General features: G+C 56.8%; 5 protein-coding genes. 1 reads left to right on the top strand and 4 read right to left on the bottom strand.

Translation table 11 applies throughout. The annotated features are described in order from the left end of the window. Positions 1 to 7: 7 nt before the first annotated feature. Complete coding sequence (locus L4174_RS00765) at positions 8 to 1,381, top strand: uracil-xanthine permease family protein (protein WP_248144503.1); 1,374 nt, start codon at positions 8 to 10, stop codon at positions 1,379 to 1,381. 47 nt (positions 1,382 to 1,428) lie between these two features. On the opposite strand, the gene envZ is transcribed toward L4174_RS00765, so the two are convergent. The 4 genes from envZ to L4174_RS00745 form a co-directional block, all read right to left on the bottom strand. Further along, complete coding sequence (envZ, locus tag L4174_RS00760; protein WP_248144507.1) at positions 1,429 to 2,787, bottom strand: two-component system sensor histidine kinase EnvZ; 1,359 nt, start codon at positions 2,785 to 2,787, stop codon at positions 1,429 to 1,431. An 8-nt stretch (positions 2,788 to 2,795) separates the two neighbouring features. After that, positions 2,796 to 3,515, bottom strand: a complete 720-nt coding sequence (ompR, locus tag L4174_RS00755; protein WP_036754793.1) for a two-component system response regulator OmpR — start codon at positions 3,513 to 3,515, stop codon at positions 2,796 to 2,798. Positions 3,516 to 3,670: 155 nt separating this feature from the next. Next, positions 3,671 to 4,147 carry a transcription elongation factor GreB gene (gene greB / locus L4174_RS00750; protein WP_248144504.1) on the bottom strand — a complete coding sequence of 159 codons (477 nt, stop codon included), beginning with the start codon at positions 4,145 to 4,147 and terminating at the stop codon, positions 3,671 to 3,673. Positions 4,148 to 4,316: 169 nt separating this feature from the next. Next, positions 4,317 to 20,306, bottom strand: a complete 15,990-nt coding sequence (locus L4174_RS00745) for a non-ribosomal peptide synthetase (protein ID WP_254589109.1) — start codon at positions 20,304 to 20,306, stop codon at positions 4,317 to 4,319. Positions 20,307 to 20,317 lie beyond the last annotated feature (11 nt).

Raw genomic sequence — 20,317 nt, 5'->3', positions numbered from 1 at the left:
ATTGACCATGACCGGCCAGCACCAAGAAATTGAACGTCCCCGCTCATCTGATTTGATTTACCGTCTTGAAGATCGTCCGCCCCTGCCGCAAACCCTGTTTGCAGCATTGCAGCACCTGCTGGCCATGTTCGTGGCCGTCGTCACCCCATCGCTGATCATCTGTCAGGCTCTGGGACTGCCGGCCAGCGACACCAACACCATCGTCAGTATGTCGTTGCTGGCCTCAGGTGTTGCGTCGTTCATTCAGATCCGGACCATCGGCCCGGTGGGTTCCGGCCTGCTGTCGATTCAGGGCACCAGCTTTAACTTTCTCGGCCCGATTATCGGTGCCGGGCTGGCAATGAAAGCCGGCGGTGCGGATGTGCCGACCATGATGGCTGCTATTTTCGGCACCATTCTCGCCGCTTCCCTGACAGAAGTCGCCATTTCGCGAATTTTACAACATACCCGCCGGGTCATTACCCCGCTGGTGTCCGGCATTGTGGTGACTTTGATTGGTCTGACATTGATCCAGATTGGCCTGACGTCAATTGGCGGTGGCTATGCCGCCATTGAAGACGGCAGCTTCGGCAGTCTGGATAAACTGCTGCTGGCCGGGATCGTCCTGGGGCTGATTGTCCTGATGAACCGGATGAAGAACCCGTATCTGCGTGTTTCATCCATTGTGATTGCGATGGCCGCCGGAACGCTGGCCGCCTGGCTGATGGGCATGATCAGTACGGAGCGGCTCGCCGAAACCACCCTGATCGCCATTCCTGCCCCGATGCAGTACGGACTGGGTTTTGACGGGTCGCTGCTGATCCCGCTGGTGATTGTCTTTGCCATTACGTCACTGGAAGCCATCGGAGATATCACGGCAACCTCAGAAACCTCAGAACAACCGGTCAGCGGCCCGGTGTACCTGAAGCGGATTAAAGGCGGCGTGCTGGCAGATGGGATCAACTCAGCGCTGGCAGCGGTGCTGAACAGTTTTCCAAACTCAACCTTCAGCCAGAACAACGGCATTATCCAGCTGACCGGCGTTGCCAGCCGTTACATCGGTTATTTTGTCGCAGGGATGCTGGTGTTGCTGGGTCTGTTTCCTGTTGTCGCCAATCTGGTTCAACTGATCCCGGAACCTGTACTGGGCGGTGCCACCATCGTGATGTTCGGCACCATTGCCGCATCCGGGGTGCGGATTATTTCCCGTTGTGAGCTGGACCGTCGTGCCATTCTGATCATGGCACTGTCGTTCTCGATGGGACTGGGGATTGCGCAGAAACCGGAAATCCTCCAGTTCATGCCTGAGATTGTGAAAAGCATTCTTTCATCCGGCATGGCTGCCGGTGGCCTGACGGCGATTCTGCTGAACCTGATTCTGCCGGAAGAAAAGAAAGACTGATTGACGGACAGCGTCCTCCCATCACAAATGAGAGGGCGCTGTGCCTGCTAGGATTTCACGGCGCGCTTGCCGTTCTGTTTTACCGGACGCAACGGCAGACTCACCTGGACTTTCAGCCCCCCTTCGCTGCGGTTACTGAACTGAATGTCACCCTGGTGCTGATCCACTATCCGCTTCACAATCGCCAGTCCGAGTCCGGTACCTTCCGCATCGCTGCCGCGGGCACTGTCACCGCGGGTCAGGGGTTGCAGCATCTTCGCCACCTGATCCGGTTCAATCCCGGGACCGTCATCTTCCACACAGAACCAGGCCATCTGGCGATCCGCCGTCATCCCACTGGTGACCCGAACCCAGCCATTGCCGTAACGCAGCGCATTAACCACCAGGTTACTGATCAAACGCTTAATCGCGACACCATTGACATACACTTTGCCATTGATGAGACCCAGTTCCTGCTCAATCCCCCGCTCAATGCCGCCTTCTGCCTCTGCCACATCTTCCACCAGCAGATTCAGATCATGCAGTTCCTGCTCCTGCAAATGGGTCGACTTCAGGTACTCCATAAACTGACTGATGATGGCATTACACTCTTCAGTGTCTTTAATCATGCTCTCAGCCAGATAGGCGTCTTCCGGGGACATCATTTCCGTCGCCAGACGAATTCGGGTCAGCGGCGTCCGCAAATCATGGCTGACCCCGGCCAGCAGCAAAGCCCGGTCATCTTCCAGCTGTTTGATCCCCTCGCCCATCTGATTAAAAGCTTTGGTGACGGCCCGGATCTCTGAAGCGCCCTGCACTTCCAGATGCGGCGGTGATCCCCCTTTGGCAACTTCCAGAGCCGCCTGCTCCAGTGCAACCAGCGGACGGTTCTGGATCCGGATAAACATCCAGCCTCCGGCGATCACCATAAAGGCAATAAACAGGCTGTAACCAAACAGCGGGGCAAAATCTTCTTCCTGTAATTCCGACAGCGGGACCCGCATCAGGTACCCCGGCATGGCATCACAGTTCAGCCAGAGAATGTAACTGTCGGCTCCCAGTGACAGCCTGACCTCAGTCGGCGTTCCCAGCTCCCGGCTCATTTCTTCACTCAGAAAATCAATCCGGGTCGCCTCGCGGTAGTCTTGCGACTCCGGGCCATCATCAGCCAGCAGGGTCACCCCAAGCTGTTCAAGAAGCTGGCGGCGTAAGGGGGTATCGAGATGGAAAGTATGACCATCAGCGAGCTCAACATCTTCTTTGAGCATCAGCCGGACTTCATAGGCCATTATGCGGTTGAACTGCTGCAGACTGGGCAGCAGGGCATAGTTCAGCACTGCCAGATAAGAAAAAACCTGGCTGGCAATCAGCAGGCCAGCCAGGAGAATCAGTGTGCGGGTAAATGTCGAGCGCGGCGACATGCGCATCGGCATCGTTATGCCTCGCTGCCGTCAGGGACAAACACGTAACCGAGTCCCCACACCGTCTGGATATAGCGCGGACGACTCGGATCTTCCTCAACCATGCGGCGAAGTCGCGAGATCTGCACGTCAATCGAACGTTCCATCGCGGAATACTCTCGGCCACGGGCCATATTCATCAGCTTGTCGCGGGACATCGGCTCGCGGGCATTGGTCACCAGCGCTTTCAGCACGGCAAACTCACCGGAAGTCAGCGGCATCGCTTCCTCACCACGGAACATTTCACGGGTCCCCAGATTCAGCCTGAATTCGCCAAAGGTAATGATTTTGCCTTCCACACTCGGCGCACCCGGCGCTTCCACCGTCTGACGACGCAGCACGGCACGGATACGGGCCAGCAGTTCACGCGGGTTAAACGGCTTCGGCAGGTAATCATCCGCACCCACTTCCAGACCGACAATCCGGTCGACTTCGTCACCCTTGGCGGTCAGCATCAGGATCGGCAACATATTGTTGGCGTTGCGCAGACGACGGCAAATCGACAGACCATCTTCTCCCGGCAACATCAGGTCCAGTACCATGAGGTGGAAATTTTCCCGGGCCAGCAGACGGTCCATCTGCTCACCGTTCGCCACACTGCGAACCTGGAAGCCCTGCTCCGACAGGTAACGCTCCAGCAACGCACGCAGGCGCATATCATCATCAACTACTAGAATCTTGAAATTGTCTTGCATCGTTACACCTTATGCTTCGAACTCTGGATGTCGCCGAGGCGGTATTTTACGCGACCCTTGCCTTTTCTGACTGAATTGGTGCACAAATGATCGCCAGTAAATTGTTACTGAGTATGTCAGCCTGAACGATCAGTGCTGGCTGCTTCACTTTCAGATTAGTCCTTCACGTAGGTTATCGTATTGACGAACCAGACTTTATCGCCGTCCGGCGTACGCACCACCACTTCGTCATCGACTTCTTTTTTCAGCAGGGCACGGGCCATCGGCGAATCAATCGAAATGTAGTCCTTGCGGCCGAAAATCTCGTCATAGCCGACGATGCGGAATGTCATGCTGGCACCGGCTTCGTTTTCCACCTCAACCCAGGCGCCGAAAAAGATCTTGCCTTCCTGCACCGGTGAATAATCAACAATCTTGACGTTTTCCAGTGTCTTTCGCAGATATCGCACCCGGCGGTCGATCTCACGCAGGCGCTTCTTGTTGTACTGATAATCAGCATTTTCCGAACGATCCCCAAGGCTCGCCGCCCAGGTGACTTTTTTGGTCACTTCCGGGCGCTCTTCCTGCCACAGAAAATCCAGCTCTTGTTTCAGACGGTTATACCCTTCCCGGGTGATCAAAGGGGTTCTCATGCAGTCGTGCTCTTTTGTAATTCAATGTCTTGATTATACGATGCTGAGCGGCCGGACATCGAGTCACCCGTTCAAAACACTGTGAAGGGATGCCGGAAAGGATAAAGACAAATAAGGCTCCCCCATCATCCTTAATAGGGGAGCCAAACTCATCAAATCACCCGCGGGTTTAACTTGATTGAACGATGACTGTTTTCAACATCTCGATATCCTCCAGCATGTTGCTGTGATGGCAACCATGCATATTCATTGTGGTTAATGATTGCTTGGTATACTGAGCCACATTGTTGTCCGGCGTGTTCAGAATCAATTGCTGAAATTCCAGACTGTTATCGCTCTGAAGATCAGGATCAGACAGCATCGCTTTGAACAAAGTCACCTGCGTATGTTGGAGTTGACCGCTCACAGGCATTTGATTGATCCGTGCCTCAGCAGGAACCGATTGCAGGACCTTATTCACATATTCAGGATCCAGAGCAGTGCTTTGATATTTCTCCGTCATCAATGCAATTTTTTCTGAAATTGACGGTAGTAATGCTTGCAACGCCGGCGACTGAATCACCGTATCCAGCAGGTACAGCTTGATATCCTTCACACCGTATTGCTCTAACTGGTACGCGATTTCCATTGCCAGCAAACCACCTAATGACCAACCAAGAATGCGAACAGGCTTCTCCAGCAATCTGTATTTCGTCATCTGTGACAAATAGATATCAGCTAAAGCGGGTAATGACTCCACAGCAGATGGCATGACCAAATTGTAATTATTCACGCCAATACAATGAAAATCCTCAGAGAGCGACTGTGCGAGCGCCGCATAAACTTCACTGCTGGCGGTCCCGGGATGAATCATGAACAAACAGGATTCAGCCTGCGAATTTGGCGTCAGCATGGTGATTAACGCATCATGCGAATCAAAAACCTGATTTTCAGACAGCATGGCAATACAGGGCTGACCGAAGAGTGTTGCCAGCGGAATGTCCACATTCAGCTGCGTACGCATGGCCGCCGTCAGCTTGATGGCCTGAATCGAATCGCCTCCTAACCGGAAGAAGTTGTCGTCGATGCCAACCCGTTCAACCCCGAGGACCTGCTGCCACACCTGACACAGCTGGGCTTCCAGTGCATTGCGCGGTGCCCGGTAGCTGTCTTCGCTCACCCACACCGGTCCCGGCAGCGCCCGGCGGTCCAACTTGCCGTTGAGGGTAAGCGGCAGTTTTTCTATAACCGTGATGCTGCCCGGCACCATGTAATCCGGCAGCTGTGCAGACAGACTCTGGCGCAATGACTCGGTATCCACATCGCCATCGGCCGGAACCACATAGGCCGCCAGTACCTTGCTGCCTTCCCGGTCCAGGTCGACCACCACCGCCTGCTGGACACTTGGCTCAGCGCTGAGCACACAGGCGATTTCGCCCAGCTCAATCCGGTAACCCCGGATTTTCACCTGCTGGTCGTTCCGGCCCAGATATGCCAGATTGCCGTCCGGCAGCCAGCGCACCAGATCCCCGGTGCGGTACAGCCGGGTATAGCCCTTCGCTTTGTCGGCTTCCGTGGCAAACGGGTTGGCAATGAAGCGCTCCGCTGTCAACTCAGGCCGATTGAGGTAGCCCCGGGCCAGCCCGGCCCCGCCGATGTACAGCTCTCCCACCGCACCCAGCGGCAGCAACTGCTGATTGTCATCCAGCACATACAGCTGGGTGTTGCTGATGGGTTTCCCGATACTCACGTCATTCGGAAGCACAGCTTTCTGAGTCGCACAGACCGTTGCCTCGGTCGGACCATACTGATTAAAGAGAGTCTCGACCGGCAACTGAGCCAGCGGATTGAGCGATTCTCCCCCCACATGCAAGACTTTCAGGGACGTCCCGGCAAGCTTATCGCCCAGATAATTGAACAGCGCAGTCGGCAGGAAAGTCTTCGTCAATTCATGCTCAGCCAGATAATCCAGCAGTACCTGCTCATCACGTTGCATCACCGATGTAGCCAAATGCAACTCACACCCGAACATCAGGGACGGAAACAGCTCATACACCGATGCATCAAACACATAATTGGCAAAACACAAGACCTTCGCCTGAGGATTCAGTTGATGACTGTCCCGCATGAAGTACGCCAGATTCACCACGCCCTGATGCGCCACCATCACCCCTTTCGGTTGACCTGTGGTCCCTGAAGTGTAAATCACATACGCCAGATCTTCCGGCGCCGGTCCGCTGTCCAGATTGCTGCCCGACTGTGCCTGCAATGTCTCACTGTCCGCCAGAACAATTGTTGCCGCATGTCCTGTCGCCACGAGCGCCTCAACTTTCTTCCACTGCGGTGCATGAGTGATCACCAGCGGCGACTTGGTGTCTTCTAGAATAAACGCGCTCCGCTCTGCCGGATATTCCGGCGAGATGGGCACATAAGCCGCTCCAGCCTTCAACACCGCCAGAATACTGATTACCATCTCCGGGCTGCGGTCCAGATACAGCGCCACTAAGGTATCAGCCGGCAGCTCTGCCTGATGAGACGCCCGGCACACCTGCCGGATCTGCCGCGCCAGCTGATTCGCTTTGCTGTTCAGCTCCCGGTAAGTCAGGGACTGTCCCTCAAATACCAGCGCAATGTTATCTGGCGTTCTTGCCACCTGCGCTTCGAACAGCGCCGCCAGACTCTGGTCCTGCGGATACGGGGCTGCCGTCTGGTTGAAGGTGGTCAGCAGGGTGTGTTTTTCCTCCGTGGAAAGCAGCGTGATCGCGTCATGGCGCTGATGCGGATCACGGGCCACCGCCAGCAGGATCGCCTGAACCTGCTGTAACAGCCGCTGAGCCTGCGTGTCATCCAGCCAGTCCAGACCATAACTGAGTTTCACCACCAGAGTCTGATCCTGTTCGTACCCCATCACCGACAGCGGATAATCCACTTTCTCGATCGCCTCCCGGAAGACGAGGTGATTCGCAATCGAATCGTCACCCTGCGCGTCCGTGTCCGGCGCCGGATAGTTCTCAAACACCATCAGCGAGTGGAACAGGCGCTCCCCGCCCTGCTGGAGCTTCGCCAGCGACGTCGCACTGTGGGTGTTTATCGCGGCAACCTGTTGATGGATTTCCTGCAAGACCTCTGAAACCGAGGATGATGACGACCAGTCCACACAGAGCGGCAGGGTGTTGATGTACAGCCCGACACTCTGCTCAATGCCTTCAACAGGCACGTCCCGTCCGGAAACCGTGGTCCCGACCAGAGTCTGAGTATCTCCGGTGTAGGTGTGCAGCAGCTTATGCCAGGCAAACTGCAACGCCACGTTGAGGGTGACCCCAAACTGCTGACAGCTGTGTTTCAGGTGTTGATAATCAGCCCCGGCCAGAGTCAGTGTCTGGGCTGCCGGGCGATCAATCTGCCTGATCTTGGCCAGGTTCACCGGATGGGTCAGCAACGGCGTCACGTCATTCCCACCGTCCCAGGCAGACTGCTGTTCCTGCCAGTACGCCTCCGTCTCCGCCTGATGGGACAGATGGAACTGCTGCGTCCGGGCATACGCCTCGTCTGCGGTGATCATGGGTGTTTGCCCCTGACATAGTTGCTGGTAATACCCATGTACCGCCTGCCAGAGCACCGGACCACTCCAGCCATCTGCGATGCTGTGATGCTCGGTTTTCAGCAGGGTGTAATGGGTCTCATGGTGTCGGATCAGGGTCAGTCGGAAGAGCCCCGGCTGCGTCAGGTCAAAACCTTTCACCCGGTCTGCCTGCTGCAGACGTCTGATTTCCGCTTCACGCGCCGCTTCCGGCAAGTAGCTGATATCTAAGACGTCAATATCTGGTTCGCCTGCGCCTGACGGGGCCAGAATGACCTGCAGCAGCGCTTCCTGCCAGTCAAATGCCATCCGAAGTACAGGGAAACATTCCGCCGCCAGCTGCCAGGCCGCCCGGTAGGTCGCAACATCCAGGGTGCAGTGGTAATCCATCAGCAACTGCACGCAATACGCGTCATCCTCAGGCTGACTGAGCTGATGATAAATAAAGCCCTGCTGCAAACTACTGGCCGGATAAATCGCTTCAATGCCGTGATAACGCTGCTGTAAATGCGCCAACTGAGACTGAGACAGCACACCCTGACCATAATCACTGGCCGTCTTGACCCCACCCAGAACAGCCTGGGTGCAGGCGGTGTCAATCACAGTACACAGCGCCTGCTCAAATGCCCGGGCGAACGCCGCTCCCTGTGCCTCTCCCAACCTGCTGTGCACATAAAAAGAAAGTGTGCCGTTCTGCACCGCGCCGTTGATATTCAGCAGCAAGGGGCTCTGGTTTTCCGGCGCAACCATCACGCCGCACGGCTCACTGGTCAGCGACCACAGCGCCTCGGCTTCACCGACACTCAGTTGCCCAAGGTAGTTGAAACTGACCCGGGGCAAGGGCTGACCCAGTTGATCCGCCAGCACGCCATAGCCGATCCCTTTGTTCGGGATGGCCTGTAACATCTCTTTGGTCTGAATAATGGTGTCAGCAATCGCCGGTGTGCTCGTCAGTCTGACCGGGTACATAGTGGTAAACCAACCCACAGTACGGGAAAGGTCAATCCGCGCATCAATCGCCTCACGGCCGTGCCCCTCCAGAAGAATGCTGTTCTCCGCCTGATCAAACGTCTCCGAGAGCGCGACCGCCAACGCACTGAGCAGCAAGTCGTTCACTTGAGTGTGATATCCCTGCCCGGCCTGAGACAGCAACGCCGAAGTCATGGCCGAGGACAACGCTGCCCTGTGTTCACTGAGTGCCACCGGGGCCAGTTCAAGCGCAGGCGCAGAGAGCACCGATGACCAGTAAGCCACCTCCTCCGAGTGCGTCTCACCGTAATGCCGCACCATATCAACCCACTGGCGGTAACTGCTGGTTTTCGGCGGCAACGCTTCCCCATTCAGCAGAAGGCGCATATCCTCCGCAATCAACCGCCAAGAGACCGCGTCAATCACCAGATGGTGCGCCGCAAAAAACAACCGGGCGCTGCCGTCGGCATAACCGGTCAGATGAGCTGCCTGCCAGACGTTCCCTGCGTGATAATCAAATCCGCTCTGCACATCGGTCAGAGCCTGCTGTAATGACGCTTCATTCATCCCGCTGATGTCCAGGGATTGCAGGGCAGGCTGTCGGCCCGAAGGCTGGTAACATTGCTCATACCCCTGTGCAGTTTTGGTAAAGCGGGTACGCAGACAATCGTGCTGAGCAGCCAGTGCCGCCAACGCCCACTCAATGTCAACCCGCGCAATTTCCCCGGGGATCCGGACCATGAAGGCCTGATTCCAGTGTTGTGGCGACGACCAGTCACATTCGAAGAACCACTGCTGGATGGGCAGTAAACCAAACGAGCCCGTGAGTTCGCCTTGCTCGGTCAGCATCTCCACCGCAGTTTGCGCCTCTGACAATGCCCCCGCCAGCATGCTGATGGTCGGGTGGTCAAAAAGGGTTTTCACCTGCAGGCTCAACCCGGCCTGACGGAGCTTGTTGACCAGTTGAATACTGACAATCGAATCCCCGCCCAGACGGAAGAAGTTGTCGTCGATACCAACCTGCTCGACGCCGAGGACCTGCTGCCACACCTGACACAGCTGGGCTTCCAGCGTATTACGCGGCGCCCGGTAACTGTCTTCGCTCACCCACACCGGCGCCGGAAGCGCCCGGCGGTCCAGCTTGCCGTTAATCGTCAGCGGCAGTTTTTCTATAACCGTGATGCTACCCGGCACCATGTACTCCGGCAGCTGTGCCGACAGACTCTGACGCAGTGACTCAGTATCCACATCGCCATCGCCCGGCACCACATAAGCCGCCAGTACCTTGCTGCCTTCCCGGTCCAGATCGACCACCACCGCCTGCTGGACACTCGGCTCAGCACTGAGCACGCTGGCAATTTCGCCCAGCTCAATCCGGTAGCCCCGGATTTTCACCTGCTGGTCGTTCCGGCCCAGATATGCCAGATTGCCGTCCGGCAGCCAGCGCACCAGATCCCCGGTGCGGTACAGCCGGGTATTGCCCTTCGCCTTGTCAGCTTCCGTGGCAAACGGATTGGCAATGAAGCGCTCCGCCGTCAGCTCAGGGCGGTTGAGGTAGCCCCGGGCCAGACCGGCCCCACCGATATACAGCTCGCCGACTGCACCCAGCGGCAGCAGCTGCTGATGCTCATCCAGCACATACAGCTGGGTGTTGCTGATGGGCTGGCCAATCTCATTCAGGTTCCGGCGTTCCGTTAACTTCCCTGCCGCATAGATACTCGCCTCAGTCGGGCCGTAAAAGTTATACAGCGCATAATGTTGGTGCCAGTACAAACAAGCCTCAGGGTCACAGGACTCACCGGCAAACAGGATTGTCTTTAAAGAAGCATGCTGCTTCTGAGGTAACGCAGCCAGAACCACCGGCGGCACATACAGGATATTGAGCGCCTGCGAATCAATATACGCACTCAGTACATGCGGATCTCTCCGACACGATTCTCCCAGCAAATGTAACTCACCACCGAAAAGCAAACTGTTCAACATTTCAGAAACAGACACATCAAAGGTGTATTGGCTGAAGCAGGAAACCCGGCTTCCTGAAAGGCCGAAATCATAAACAGCCTGCATCGATTGCAGGGTGTTTCCTGCACTCTGATGCGCCACCATCACCCCTTTCGGCTGACCTGTGGTCCCCGAGGTGTAAATCACATAGGCCAAATCTTCCGGCGACGGGCCGCTTTCTAAGTTACTGTCCGGCAATGCCTGCAAGGCGTCACTGTCGGCCAGAATCATCCGCGCAGCCTGTCCCCCCGACAGAAGAGCGTCGACGCTCGCCTGCTGCGGTGCATGGGTGATCACCAGCGGCACACAGGTATCTTCTAAAATGAACGCACTGCGCTCTGCCGGGTAATCCGGCGAGATGGGCACGTAGGCCGCTCCAGCCTTCAACACCGCCAGAATACTGATCACCATCTCCGGGCTGCGGTCCAGATACAGCGCCACTAAGGTATCAGCCGGCAGCTCTGCCTGATGAGACGCCCGGTACACCTGCCGGATCTGCCGCGCCAGCTGATTGGCTTTGCTGTTCAGCTCACCGTAAGTCAGGGACTGCCCCTCAAACACCAATGCAATGATGTCCGGTGTTCTTGCCACCTGCGCCTCGAACAGCGCCGCCAGACTCTGGTCCTGCGGATACGGGGCTTCCGTCTGGTTGAAGGTGGTCAGCAGGGTCTGTTTTTCCTCCGTGGACAGCAGCGTGATCGCGTCATGATGCTGATGCGGATCACGGGCGACCGCCATTAAGATCGCCTGAACCTGCTGCAACAGCCGCTGAGCCTGTGCATCATCCAGCCAGTCCAGACCATAACTGAGTTTCACCACCAGAGTCTGGCCTTGTTCGTACCCCATCACCGCCAGCGGATAATCCACTTTCTCGATCGCATCCCGGAAAACAATGTGGTTCGCAATCGAATCGTCGGCCTGGGCACCCGTGTCCGGCGCCGGATAGTTCTCAAACACCATCAGCGAGTGGAACAATCGCTCCCCGCTCTGCTGAAGCTTCGCCAGCGACATGGCACTGTGGGTGTTGATGGCGGCCACCTGCTGGTGGATCCCCAGTAAGACTTCTGAAATGTTGACTGACGGCGACCAGTCCACACGGAGCGGCAGGGTATTAATATAGAGGCCGACACTCTGCTCAATGCCTTCAACCGGCACATCCCGCCCGGAGACCGTGGTCCCGACCAGAGTCTGCGAGTCTCCGGTATAGGTGTGCAGGAGTTTATGCCAGGCAAACTGCAACGCCACGTTGAGCGTTACGCCTAACTGCTGACAGGTGTCCTTCAACTGCTCATAACAGGTTTCTGCCAGGGTCAGTGTCTGGGCTGCCGGGCGATCAATCTGCTTGAGATTTGCAAGGTTCACCGGGTGGGTCAGCAACGGCGTCACGTCATTCCCCCCTTCCCAGGCAGACCGCTGTTCCTGCCAGTACGCCTCCGTCTCCGCCTGATGGGACAGATGGTACTGCTGCGTCCGGGCATACGCCTCGTCTGCGGTAATCACGGGTGTTTGCCCCTGACACAGTTGCTGGTAATGGGTATGTACCGTCTGCCAGAGCACCGGACCGCTCCAGCCATCCGCGATGCTGTGATGCTCTGTTTTCAGCAGGGTGTAATGGTGCTCATGGTGACGGATCAGGGTCAGCCGGAAGAGTCCCGGCTGAGTTAAATCAAAACCTTTCGCCCGGTCTGCCAGCTGCAACCGTTTGATTTCCAAATCTCGATCCGATGCCAGCAAATGACTGATATCCACCACCTCCAGCTGAGGTCCACTCGCTTCCGCGGGAGACAGGACGATTTGCAGCAGCGCTTCCTGCCAGTCAAATGCCATCCGCAGGACAGGGAAACGCTCCGCCGCCAGCTGCCAGGCCGCCCGGTAGGTCGCAACATCCAGGGCGCAGTGGTAATCCATCAGCAACTGCACGCAATACGCGTCATCCTCAGGCTGACTGAGCTGATGATAAATAAAGCCCTGCTGCAAACTACTGGCCGGATAAATCGCTTCAATGCCGTGATAGCGCTGCTGCAGATGCGCCAGCTGGGACTGAGACAGCACGCCCCGACCATAGTCGCTGGCCGTTCGGACGCCACCCACTACAGCCTGGGTGCAGGCGGTGTCAATCACAGCACACAGCGCCTGCTCAAATGCCCGGGCGAACGCCGCTCCCTGTGCCTCTCCCAACCGGCAGTGCACATAAAAAGACAGTGTGCCATCCTGCACCGCGCCGTTAATATTGAGCAACAAGGGGCTCTGGTTCTCCGGCGCAACCATCACGCCGCACGGCTCACTGGTCAGCGACCACAGCGCCTCGACTTCACCGACACTGAGCTGCCCAAGATAGTTGAAACTGACCCGGGGCAAGGGCTGACCCAGCAGATCCGCCAGCGCGCCATAGCCAATCCCTTTGTTCGGGATGGCCCGTAACATCTCTTTGGTCTGAATGATGGTATCAGCCATCGCCGGTGCGCTCGTCAGTCTGACCGGGTACATGGTGGTCAACCAGCCCACGGTACGGGAGAGATCAATTCGTGCATCAATCGCCTCCCGGCCGTGCCCCTCCAGAAGAATGCTGTTCTCCGCCTGACCGAAGGTCTCCGAAAGCGCGACCGCCAACGCACTGAGCAGCAAGTCGTTGACTTGGGTGTGATATCCCTGCCCGGCCTGAGACAGCAACGCCGAAGTCATGGCCGGGGACAACGCAGCCCTGTGTTCACTGAGTGCCGCCGGGGCCAGTTCAAACGCAGGTGCAGAGAGCACCGATGACCAGTAAGCCACCTCCTCCGAGTGCGTCTCACCGTAATGCCGCACCATATCAACCCACTGGCGGTAACTGCTGGTTTTTGGCGGCAGCGCTTCCCCATTCAGCAGAAGGCGCATATCCTCCGCAATCAACCGCCAGGAGACCGCGTCAATCACCAGATGGTGCGCCGCAAAAAACAACCGGGCGCTGCCGTCGGCATAGCCGGTCAGATGAGCTGCCTGCCAGACGTTCCCTGCGTGATAATCAAATCCGCTCTGCACATCGGTCAGAGCCTGCTGTAATGACGCTTCATTCATCCCGCTGATGTCCAGGGATTGCAGGGCAGGCTGTCGGCCCGAAGGCTGGTAACATTGCTCATACCCCTGTGCAGTTTTGGTAAAGCGGGTACGCAGACAATCGTGCTGAGCAGCCAGTGCCGCCAACGCCCGCTCAATGTCAACCCGCGCAATTTCCCCGGGGATCCGGACCATGAAGGCCTGATTCCAGTGTTGTGGCAACGGCCACTCACATTCGAAGAACCACTGCTGGATGGGCAGTAAACCAAACGTCCCGGTGAGTTCGCCCTGCTCGGTGAGCATCTCTGCCGCCACTTGCGCCTCTGACAGCACCCCCGCCAGCGTGCTGATGCTCGGGTGGTCAAAAAGGGTCTTCACCTGCAGACTGAACCCGGCCTGACGCAGCTTGTTGACCAGTTGAATACTGACAATGGAATCCCCGCCCAGACGGAAGAAGTTGTCGTCGATGCCGACCCGTTCAACCCCGAGGACCTGCTGCCACACCTGACACAGCTGGGTTTCCAGCGCATTGCGCGGCGCCCGGTAGCTGTCTTCGCTCACCCACACCGGCGCCGGAAGCGCCCGGCGGTCCAGCTTGCCGTTGAGGGTAAGCGGCACCTGATCAATCAACGTGATACTGCCCGGCACCATGTACTCCGGCAGCTGTGCAGACAGACTCTGGCGCAATGACTCGGTATCAACATTGTCATCGCCCGGCACCACATAAGCCGCCAGTACCTTGCTGCCTTCCCGGTCCAGGTCGACCACCACCGCCTGCTGGACACTCGGGTCAGCGCTGAGCACACTGGCGATTTCGCCCAGCTCAATCCGGTAGCCCCGGATTTTCACCTGCTGGTCGTTCCGGCCCAGATATGCCAGATTGCCGTCTGGCAGCCAGCGCACCAGATCCCCGGTGCGGTACAGCCAGGTATACCCTTTCGCCTTATCCGCTTCCGTGGCAAACGGGTTGTCAATGAAGCGCTCCGCTGTCAACTCAGGCCGATTGAGGTAGCCCCGGGCCAGACCGGCCCCGCCGATGTACAACTCACCCACCGCACCCAGCGGCAGCAGCTGCTGATGCTCATCCAGCACATACAGCTGGGTGTTGCTGATGGGCTGCCCAATACTCACGTCATTCGGAAGCACAGCTTTCTGAGTCGCACAGACCGTTGCCTCTGTCGGACCATACTGATTGAAAAGGGTTTCGACCGGCAATTGGGCCAGCGGATTGAGCGATTCTCCACCCACATGCAAGACTTTCAGGGATGTCCCGGCGAGCTTATCCCCCAGATAGTTGAACAGCGCAGTCGGCAGGAATGCCTTAGAGACTTCGTGTTCATTCAGATATGTCAGCAATGCCTGCTCATCACGTTGCATCACTGATGTGGCCAGATGCAACTCACACCCGAACATCAGGGATGGAAACAGCTCATATACCGATGCATCAAACACGTAATTGGCAAAACACAAGACCTTCGCCTGAGGATTCAGCTGATGACTGTCCCGCATGAAGTACGCCAGATTCACCACGCCCTGATGCGCCACCATCACCCCTTTCGGCTGGCCTGTGGTTCCCGAGGTATAAATCACATACGCCAGATCGGCCGGTGACGGCCCACTGCCCAGGTTGCTGTCCGGCAATGCCTGTAGTGATTCGCTGTCTGCCAGCAGCATCTGCGCAGCCTGTCCGCCCGACAGAAGAGCATCGACGATCGCCCGCTGCGGTGCATGGGTGATGAGCAACGGCGCCCGGGTATCTTCAAGAATAAACGCGCTCCGCTCGGCCGGGTAATCCGGCGAGATGGGCACGTAGGCCGCCCCCGCTTTCAAAACCGCCAGAATGCTGATCACCATCTCCAGGCTGCGGTCCAGATACAGCGCCACCAGGGTATCAGCCGGTATTTCTGCCTGATGAGACGCCCGGCACACCTGCCGGATCTGCCGCGCCAGCTGATTCGCTTTGCTGTTCAGCTCCCGGTAAGTCAGGGACTGTCCCTCAAATACCAGCGCAATGTTATCTGGCGTTCTTGCCACCTGCGCTTCGAACAGCGCCGCCAGACTCTGGTCCTGCGGGTATGGCGCTTCGGTCTGGTTGAAGGTGGTCAGCAGAGTGTGTTTTTCTTCATCAGACAGCAGGTCAATTTCGCAGATCCGGGTCTCCGATGACTCCGCAAACACCGTCAGCAGCGTTTGATAACCACTCAGCAGGCGGAACATACTTGCTTCCGTAAAGAGGCGGGTCGCAAAGTTCAATGAACCACGGATCACTGACTGCCCCCCGTTCTCTCCTTCTTCCAGGAACAGGCTGAGATCATATTTCGCCGGGCTGAAATCGACTGCCGTCGCAGCGACCGGACTCAGCGGCAAGTTGCTGTGACTGAATCCCCCATCATCAAAGGACTGCATACTGAACATCACCTGGAACAGCGGATGACGACTCGGATCCCGCGTTACGCCCAGCGCATCCACCAACTGCTCGAACGGCAGGTCCTGATGGGCTTTGGCTCCGGTTACCACGGCGTGAGTCTCATCAATCAATGTTGCGATGGTATCTCCAGATTTCACCTGCGTCCGCAGTATCAGAGAATTCACAAACATCCCGATCAGCCCTTGAGTTTGGCTGTGATGACGGTTATCCGTGGGGGTTCCCAGTAAAATATCTTCCTGATGACTGTACTTCGACAACAAGACACTGAAGGCACTCAGCAGCACCGTATACAGAGTCGTCCCCCGGGCTTTGGCCAGCGCTTTCAGCGCTGTAGAGACCTCGACAGGCAGACTAAAGTGAAGGTTCTGCCCTGCATAATCCAGTGCGGCTGGCCTTGACTTGTCCGTCGGCAGGTTGAGTGTCTCATAGCCGCTAAGCGCATCCTGCCAGTAAGACAGCTGTTGCTCCCTTACCGCCCCCAGCAGGTATTCCCGCTGCCAGTGCGCATAGTCACCGTAACTGATCGGCAGCTCGGGCAGGCTTGGGGCACGATGTTCCAGCAGCGCCTGATAGGCTTCGCTGAGCTCACGGAAGAAGACTTCAACAGACCAGCCGTCCATTGCGATGTGGTGCCAGAGCATCAACAGGTAATGCTGCGCTTCCTGGTGCTCATCCCCGTCCACCACGTAATGATGCACACGCATCCCCGGGGCTTCCCGCAAGGAAAAAGGCATGCCGATGTCGGCACGGACAGCCGCTTCCAGTGCAGCATCATCGGTCAGAACCGTCGTCGTGACCGCCAACGCATCAGACCCAACACGCTGATAACCCACGCCTCGCTCATCGTAGCCATAGACGCTTTTTAGCACCGGGTGGCGGTCTGCCACGATGTGCAGTGCCTGACACAGTGCCGGTAATACATCTGCGCTCGCTAACTGGAACAGCTGCGGAATGTGATAGGCGGATGTTCCCTGTTCAAAGTCCTCAATAAATAACATCCGCTCCTGAGCAAAGGACAACGGATAGCTCTCTAATGCCAGCGCCGGGATCTCAATCATCTCCGACAAAGCATTCAGCTGTGCACTTAACCCCGCCACTGTTGGCTGACCAAAGAGTGTCGCCAGCGGCACATCTGTATTCAGCCGGGCACGCATGGCCGCCGTCAGCTTAATCGCCTGAATCGAGTCTCCCCCTAACCGGAAGAAGTTATCGTCAATGCCGACCCGCTCAACCCCGAGCACCTGCTGCCAAACCTGACATAGCTGCATTTCCATTGCATTGCGCGGCGCCCGGTAACTGTCTTCACTCACCCACACCGGCGCAGGTAATGCCCGGCGGTCCAGCTTGCCGTTAATCGTCAGCGGCAGTTTCTCTATCTGTGTGATACTGCCCGGCACCATATATTTCGGCAGTTGGGCCGACAGACTTTGGCGCAGCGCCTCGGTATCCACCGCTTCTGAAGTCGGAACCACATAGGCCGCCAGTACCTGGCTACCTTCCCGGTCCAGATCGACCACCACCGCCTGCTGCACACTCGGCTCAGCACTGAGCACGCTGGCAATCTCGCCCAGCTCAATCCGGTAACCCCGGATCTTCACCTGATGGTCGTTCCGGCCCAGATATTCCAGATTGCCGTCCGGCAGCCAGCGCACCAGATCCCCGGTGCGGTACAGCCGGGTATACCCCTTCTCATGATCAATATCCGTCGCAAACGGATTGGCAATAAAACGCTCCGCCGTCAGTGCCGGACGGTTGAGGTAGCCCCGGGCCAGACCGGCACCGCCGATGTACAGCTCACCCACCGCACCCAGCGGCAGCAGCTGCTGATGCTCATCCAGCACATACAGCTGGGTATTGCTGATAGGCGCACCAATATTATTGGCGATATCCCCCGGCTGGTATAACTTCGCGCTGGCACACACCGTGCTTTCAGTCGGTCCGTAAGCATTAAAAACCTGACTGTGCTGGCTGAAATGCGCCAGCAGGCTATCGGAAGGAGACTCCCCAGCCGAAATCAGCACCGACAGTGACGGGAAGGTCCGTTCTGTCATCAGTGACAGCACTGCAGGCGGGAGGGTCGCAAAATCGATGCCCTCCCGCTCAATCACCTCAGCCACCTGTGTGGCATTCCGCTCATGCTCAGCGCACAGATAGCCCTTCAGCCCGCTTGTCAGGCTCACAAATATTTCCCACACCGAGGCATCAAACACATAGGATGCAAACCACAAGGCATACTGGCGCTGCGACGTCTGAAACAGCGATTGCTGGGCCTGAATCAGATGTGCGGCATTTTGATGCGCCACCATCACCCCTTTCGGCTGGCCTGTGGTTCCCGAGGTATAAATCACATACGCCAGATCGGCCGGTGACGGCCCGCTGCCCAGGTTGCTGTCCGGCAATGTCTGCAACGCATCGCTGTCCGCCAGAAGCATCTGCGCAGCATGTCCGCCCGACAGGAGAGCGTCGACATTCGCCTGCTGCGGGCCATGAGTGATCACCAGCGGCGACTTGGTGTCTTCTAAAATGAACGTACTACGCTCTGCCGGGTATTCCGGCGAGATGGGCACGTAGGCTGCTCCCGCTTTCAGCACCGCCAGCATACTGATCACCATCTCCGGGCTTCGATCCAAATACAGCGCAACCAGTGTGTCCGCAGACAATTCGGCCTGATGAGACGCCCGGTATGTCTGCCGAATCTGCCGCGCCAGCTGGTTGGCTCTGGCGTTCAGTTCACGGTAGGTCAAAGACTGTCCCTCAAACACCAGTGCAATGTTGTCCGGCGTTCGTGCCACCTGCGCTTCGAACAGCGCCGCCAGACTCTGGTCCTGCGGGTAAGGCGCTTCCGTCTGGTTGAAGGTGGTCAACAGGGTGTGTCTTTCAGAATCTGAAACCAAGTCAATCTCACGGATACGCGTGTCATGTTGCTCAATCAAGGCCGATAACACTTTCACCACCCGCCCGATAAACGCCTGACTTTCTTCTGGTGTAAAAAAAGCATCCAGAACATGGGCTGATATGACGAACGGGCTGTCACTACCATAATCTTTCAATCTCAGTAAAAGTGCCTGACTGATATCTTGCTCGTACACTCGCGTGAGATGATGTCCTACACTTTCTTTAGCAAAAGCTTCATAGTTTATGGTTACATTCGGTAGCGTTGCTCCATGCTCACGCGCGAGCCGACTCAGGTAGGCTGCCGGGTATCTGCAATAACGCAAGGCACTTTTGAGTGTTCGCATGCAAGCTTGAATATAATCCAGACTGACCGCCTCCGGTGTCACCGTCATCGCAACCGGATAATCATTTGAATGCATCCCGACAACCTGCATACCCTGATGTCCTTGCCTGCCATGGGTCACCGTACTGAAACAGAGCTCGGTTTGACCGATCATCCGTGACAGCACCACACTCACTGCGCCAAACAACATCGCCTGCATCGTCACACCATGCTGTTCACAATATTGCTGCATCGCCTGCTTTAACGTCTCTGGCAAAGCCTGAATCGCGTAATGGCTGTCTTTTTCTGAATATCGGGGGGAAAGGCAAGTCATGTCATGCTGCTGCAGAAACGCCGTCCAATAGTCCTGATCTTTTTGACATCGGGATGAACTCAGATATTCTCTGGCTCGCTCAACAGCGGGTTGATACTGGGGAAGATCACTCAGCCACTCGTGGTTCTGCTGGTTCGCAATGTCCTGATAAAGCTGGTGTACATACTGATGAAGCTGGTACATCCCAACACCATCGCAAATTAAATGGTGCAGTTTGATGAAAAGGTAACAGGTATGACTATCCAGCCTGACCAACGTCAGCTGATGGAGGTTGTCTCCGAGATAGTCGAATGGCTGCGCCATGTCCTGGCTCAACCAAAGCTCCGCATCCGCTTTAGGCGTCGGACTGGCACTGAAATCCACGAGACGAACTGTATCGTCCCCGGTCTCAGGTGACAGGGTTTGCCGCACCTCACCATCAGCAGAAACACTGAAGGTGAGACGCAGTGCATCCAGATTCGCCACCAACAGTGACCAGACACGCTGCAGAATCAGAGGATCAATATGGTTTGCTAACGTATAAGCCCCGACATTGTACCGAGTACACAATGGAGTCAGCGCCTGATCGTAAAAGATGTTTTCTTGAGTTGGGTGCAAAGAAAAAGTCTGAGGAAACAAAATAATATCCT

Source organism: Photobacterium sp. CCB-ST2H9 (assembly GCF_023151555.2).
GTDB lineage: Bacteria > Pseudomonadota > Gammaproteobacteria > Enterobacterales > Vibrionaceae > Photobacterium.
The sequence above is the reverse complement of the archived record's forward strand: the minus strand, read 5'-3'. Positions and strand labels throughout refer to the sequence as shown.

What these genes read in the sequence shown, in the direction of transcription:
- ompR (WP_036754793.1), bottom strand. Translation starts at nt 3,515, where the DNA reads ATGCAAGACAATTTCAAGATTCTAGTAGTTGATGATGATATGCGCCTG.
- envZ (WP_248144507.1), bottom strand. Translation starts at nt 2,787, where the DNA reads ATGCGCATGTCGCCGCGCTCGACATTTACCCGCACACTGATTCTCCTG.
- greB (WP_248144504.1), bottom strand. Translation starts at nt 4,147, where the DNA reads ATGAGAACCCCTTTGATCACCCGGGAAGGGTATAACCGTCTGAAACAA.
- L4174_RS00765 (WP_248144503.1), top strand. Translation starts at nt 8, where the DNA reads ATGACCGGCCAGCACCAAGAAATTGAACGTCCCCGCTCATCTGATTTG.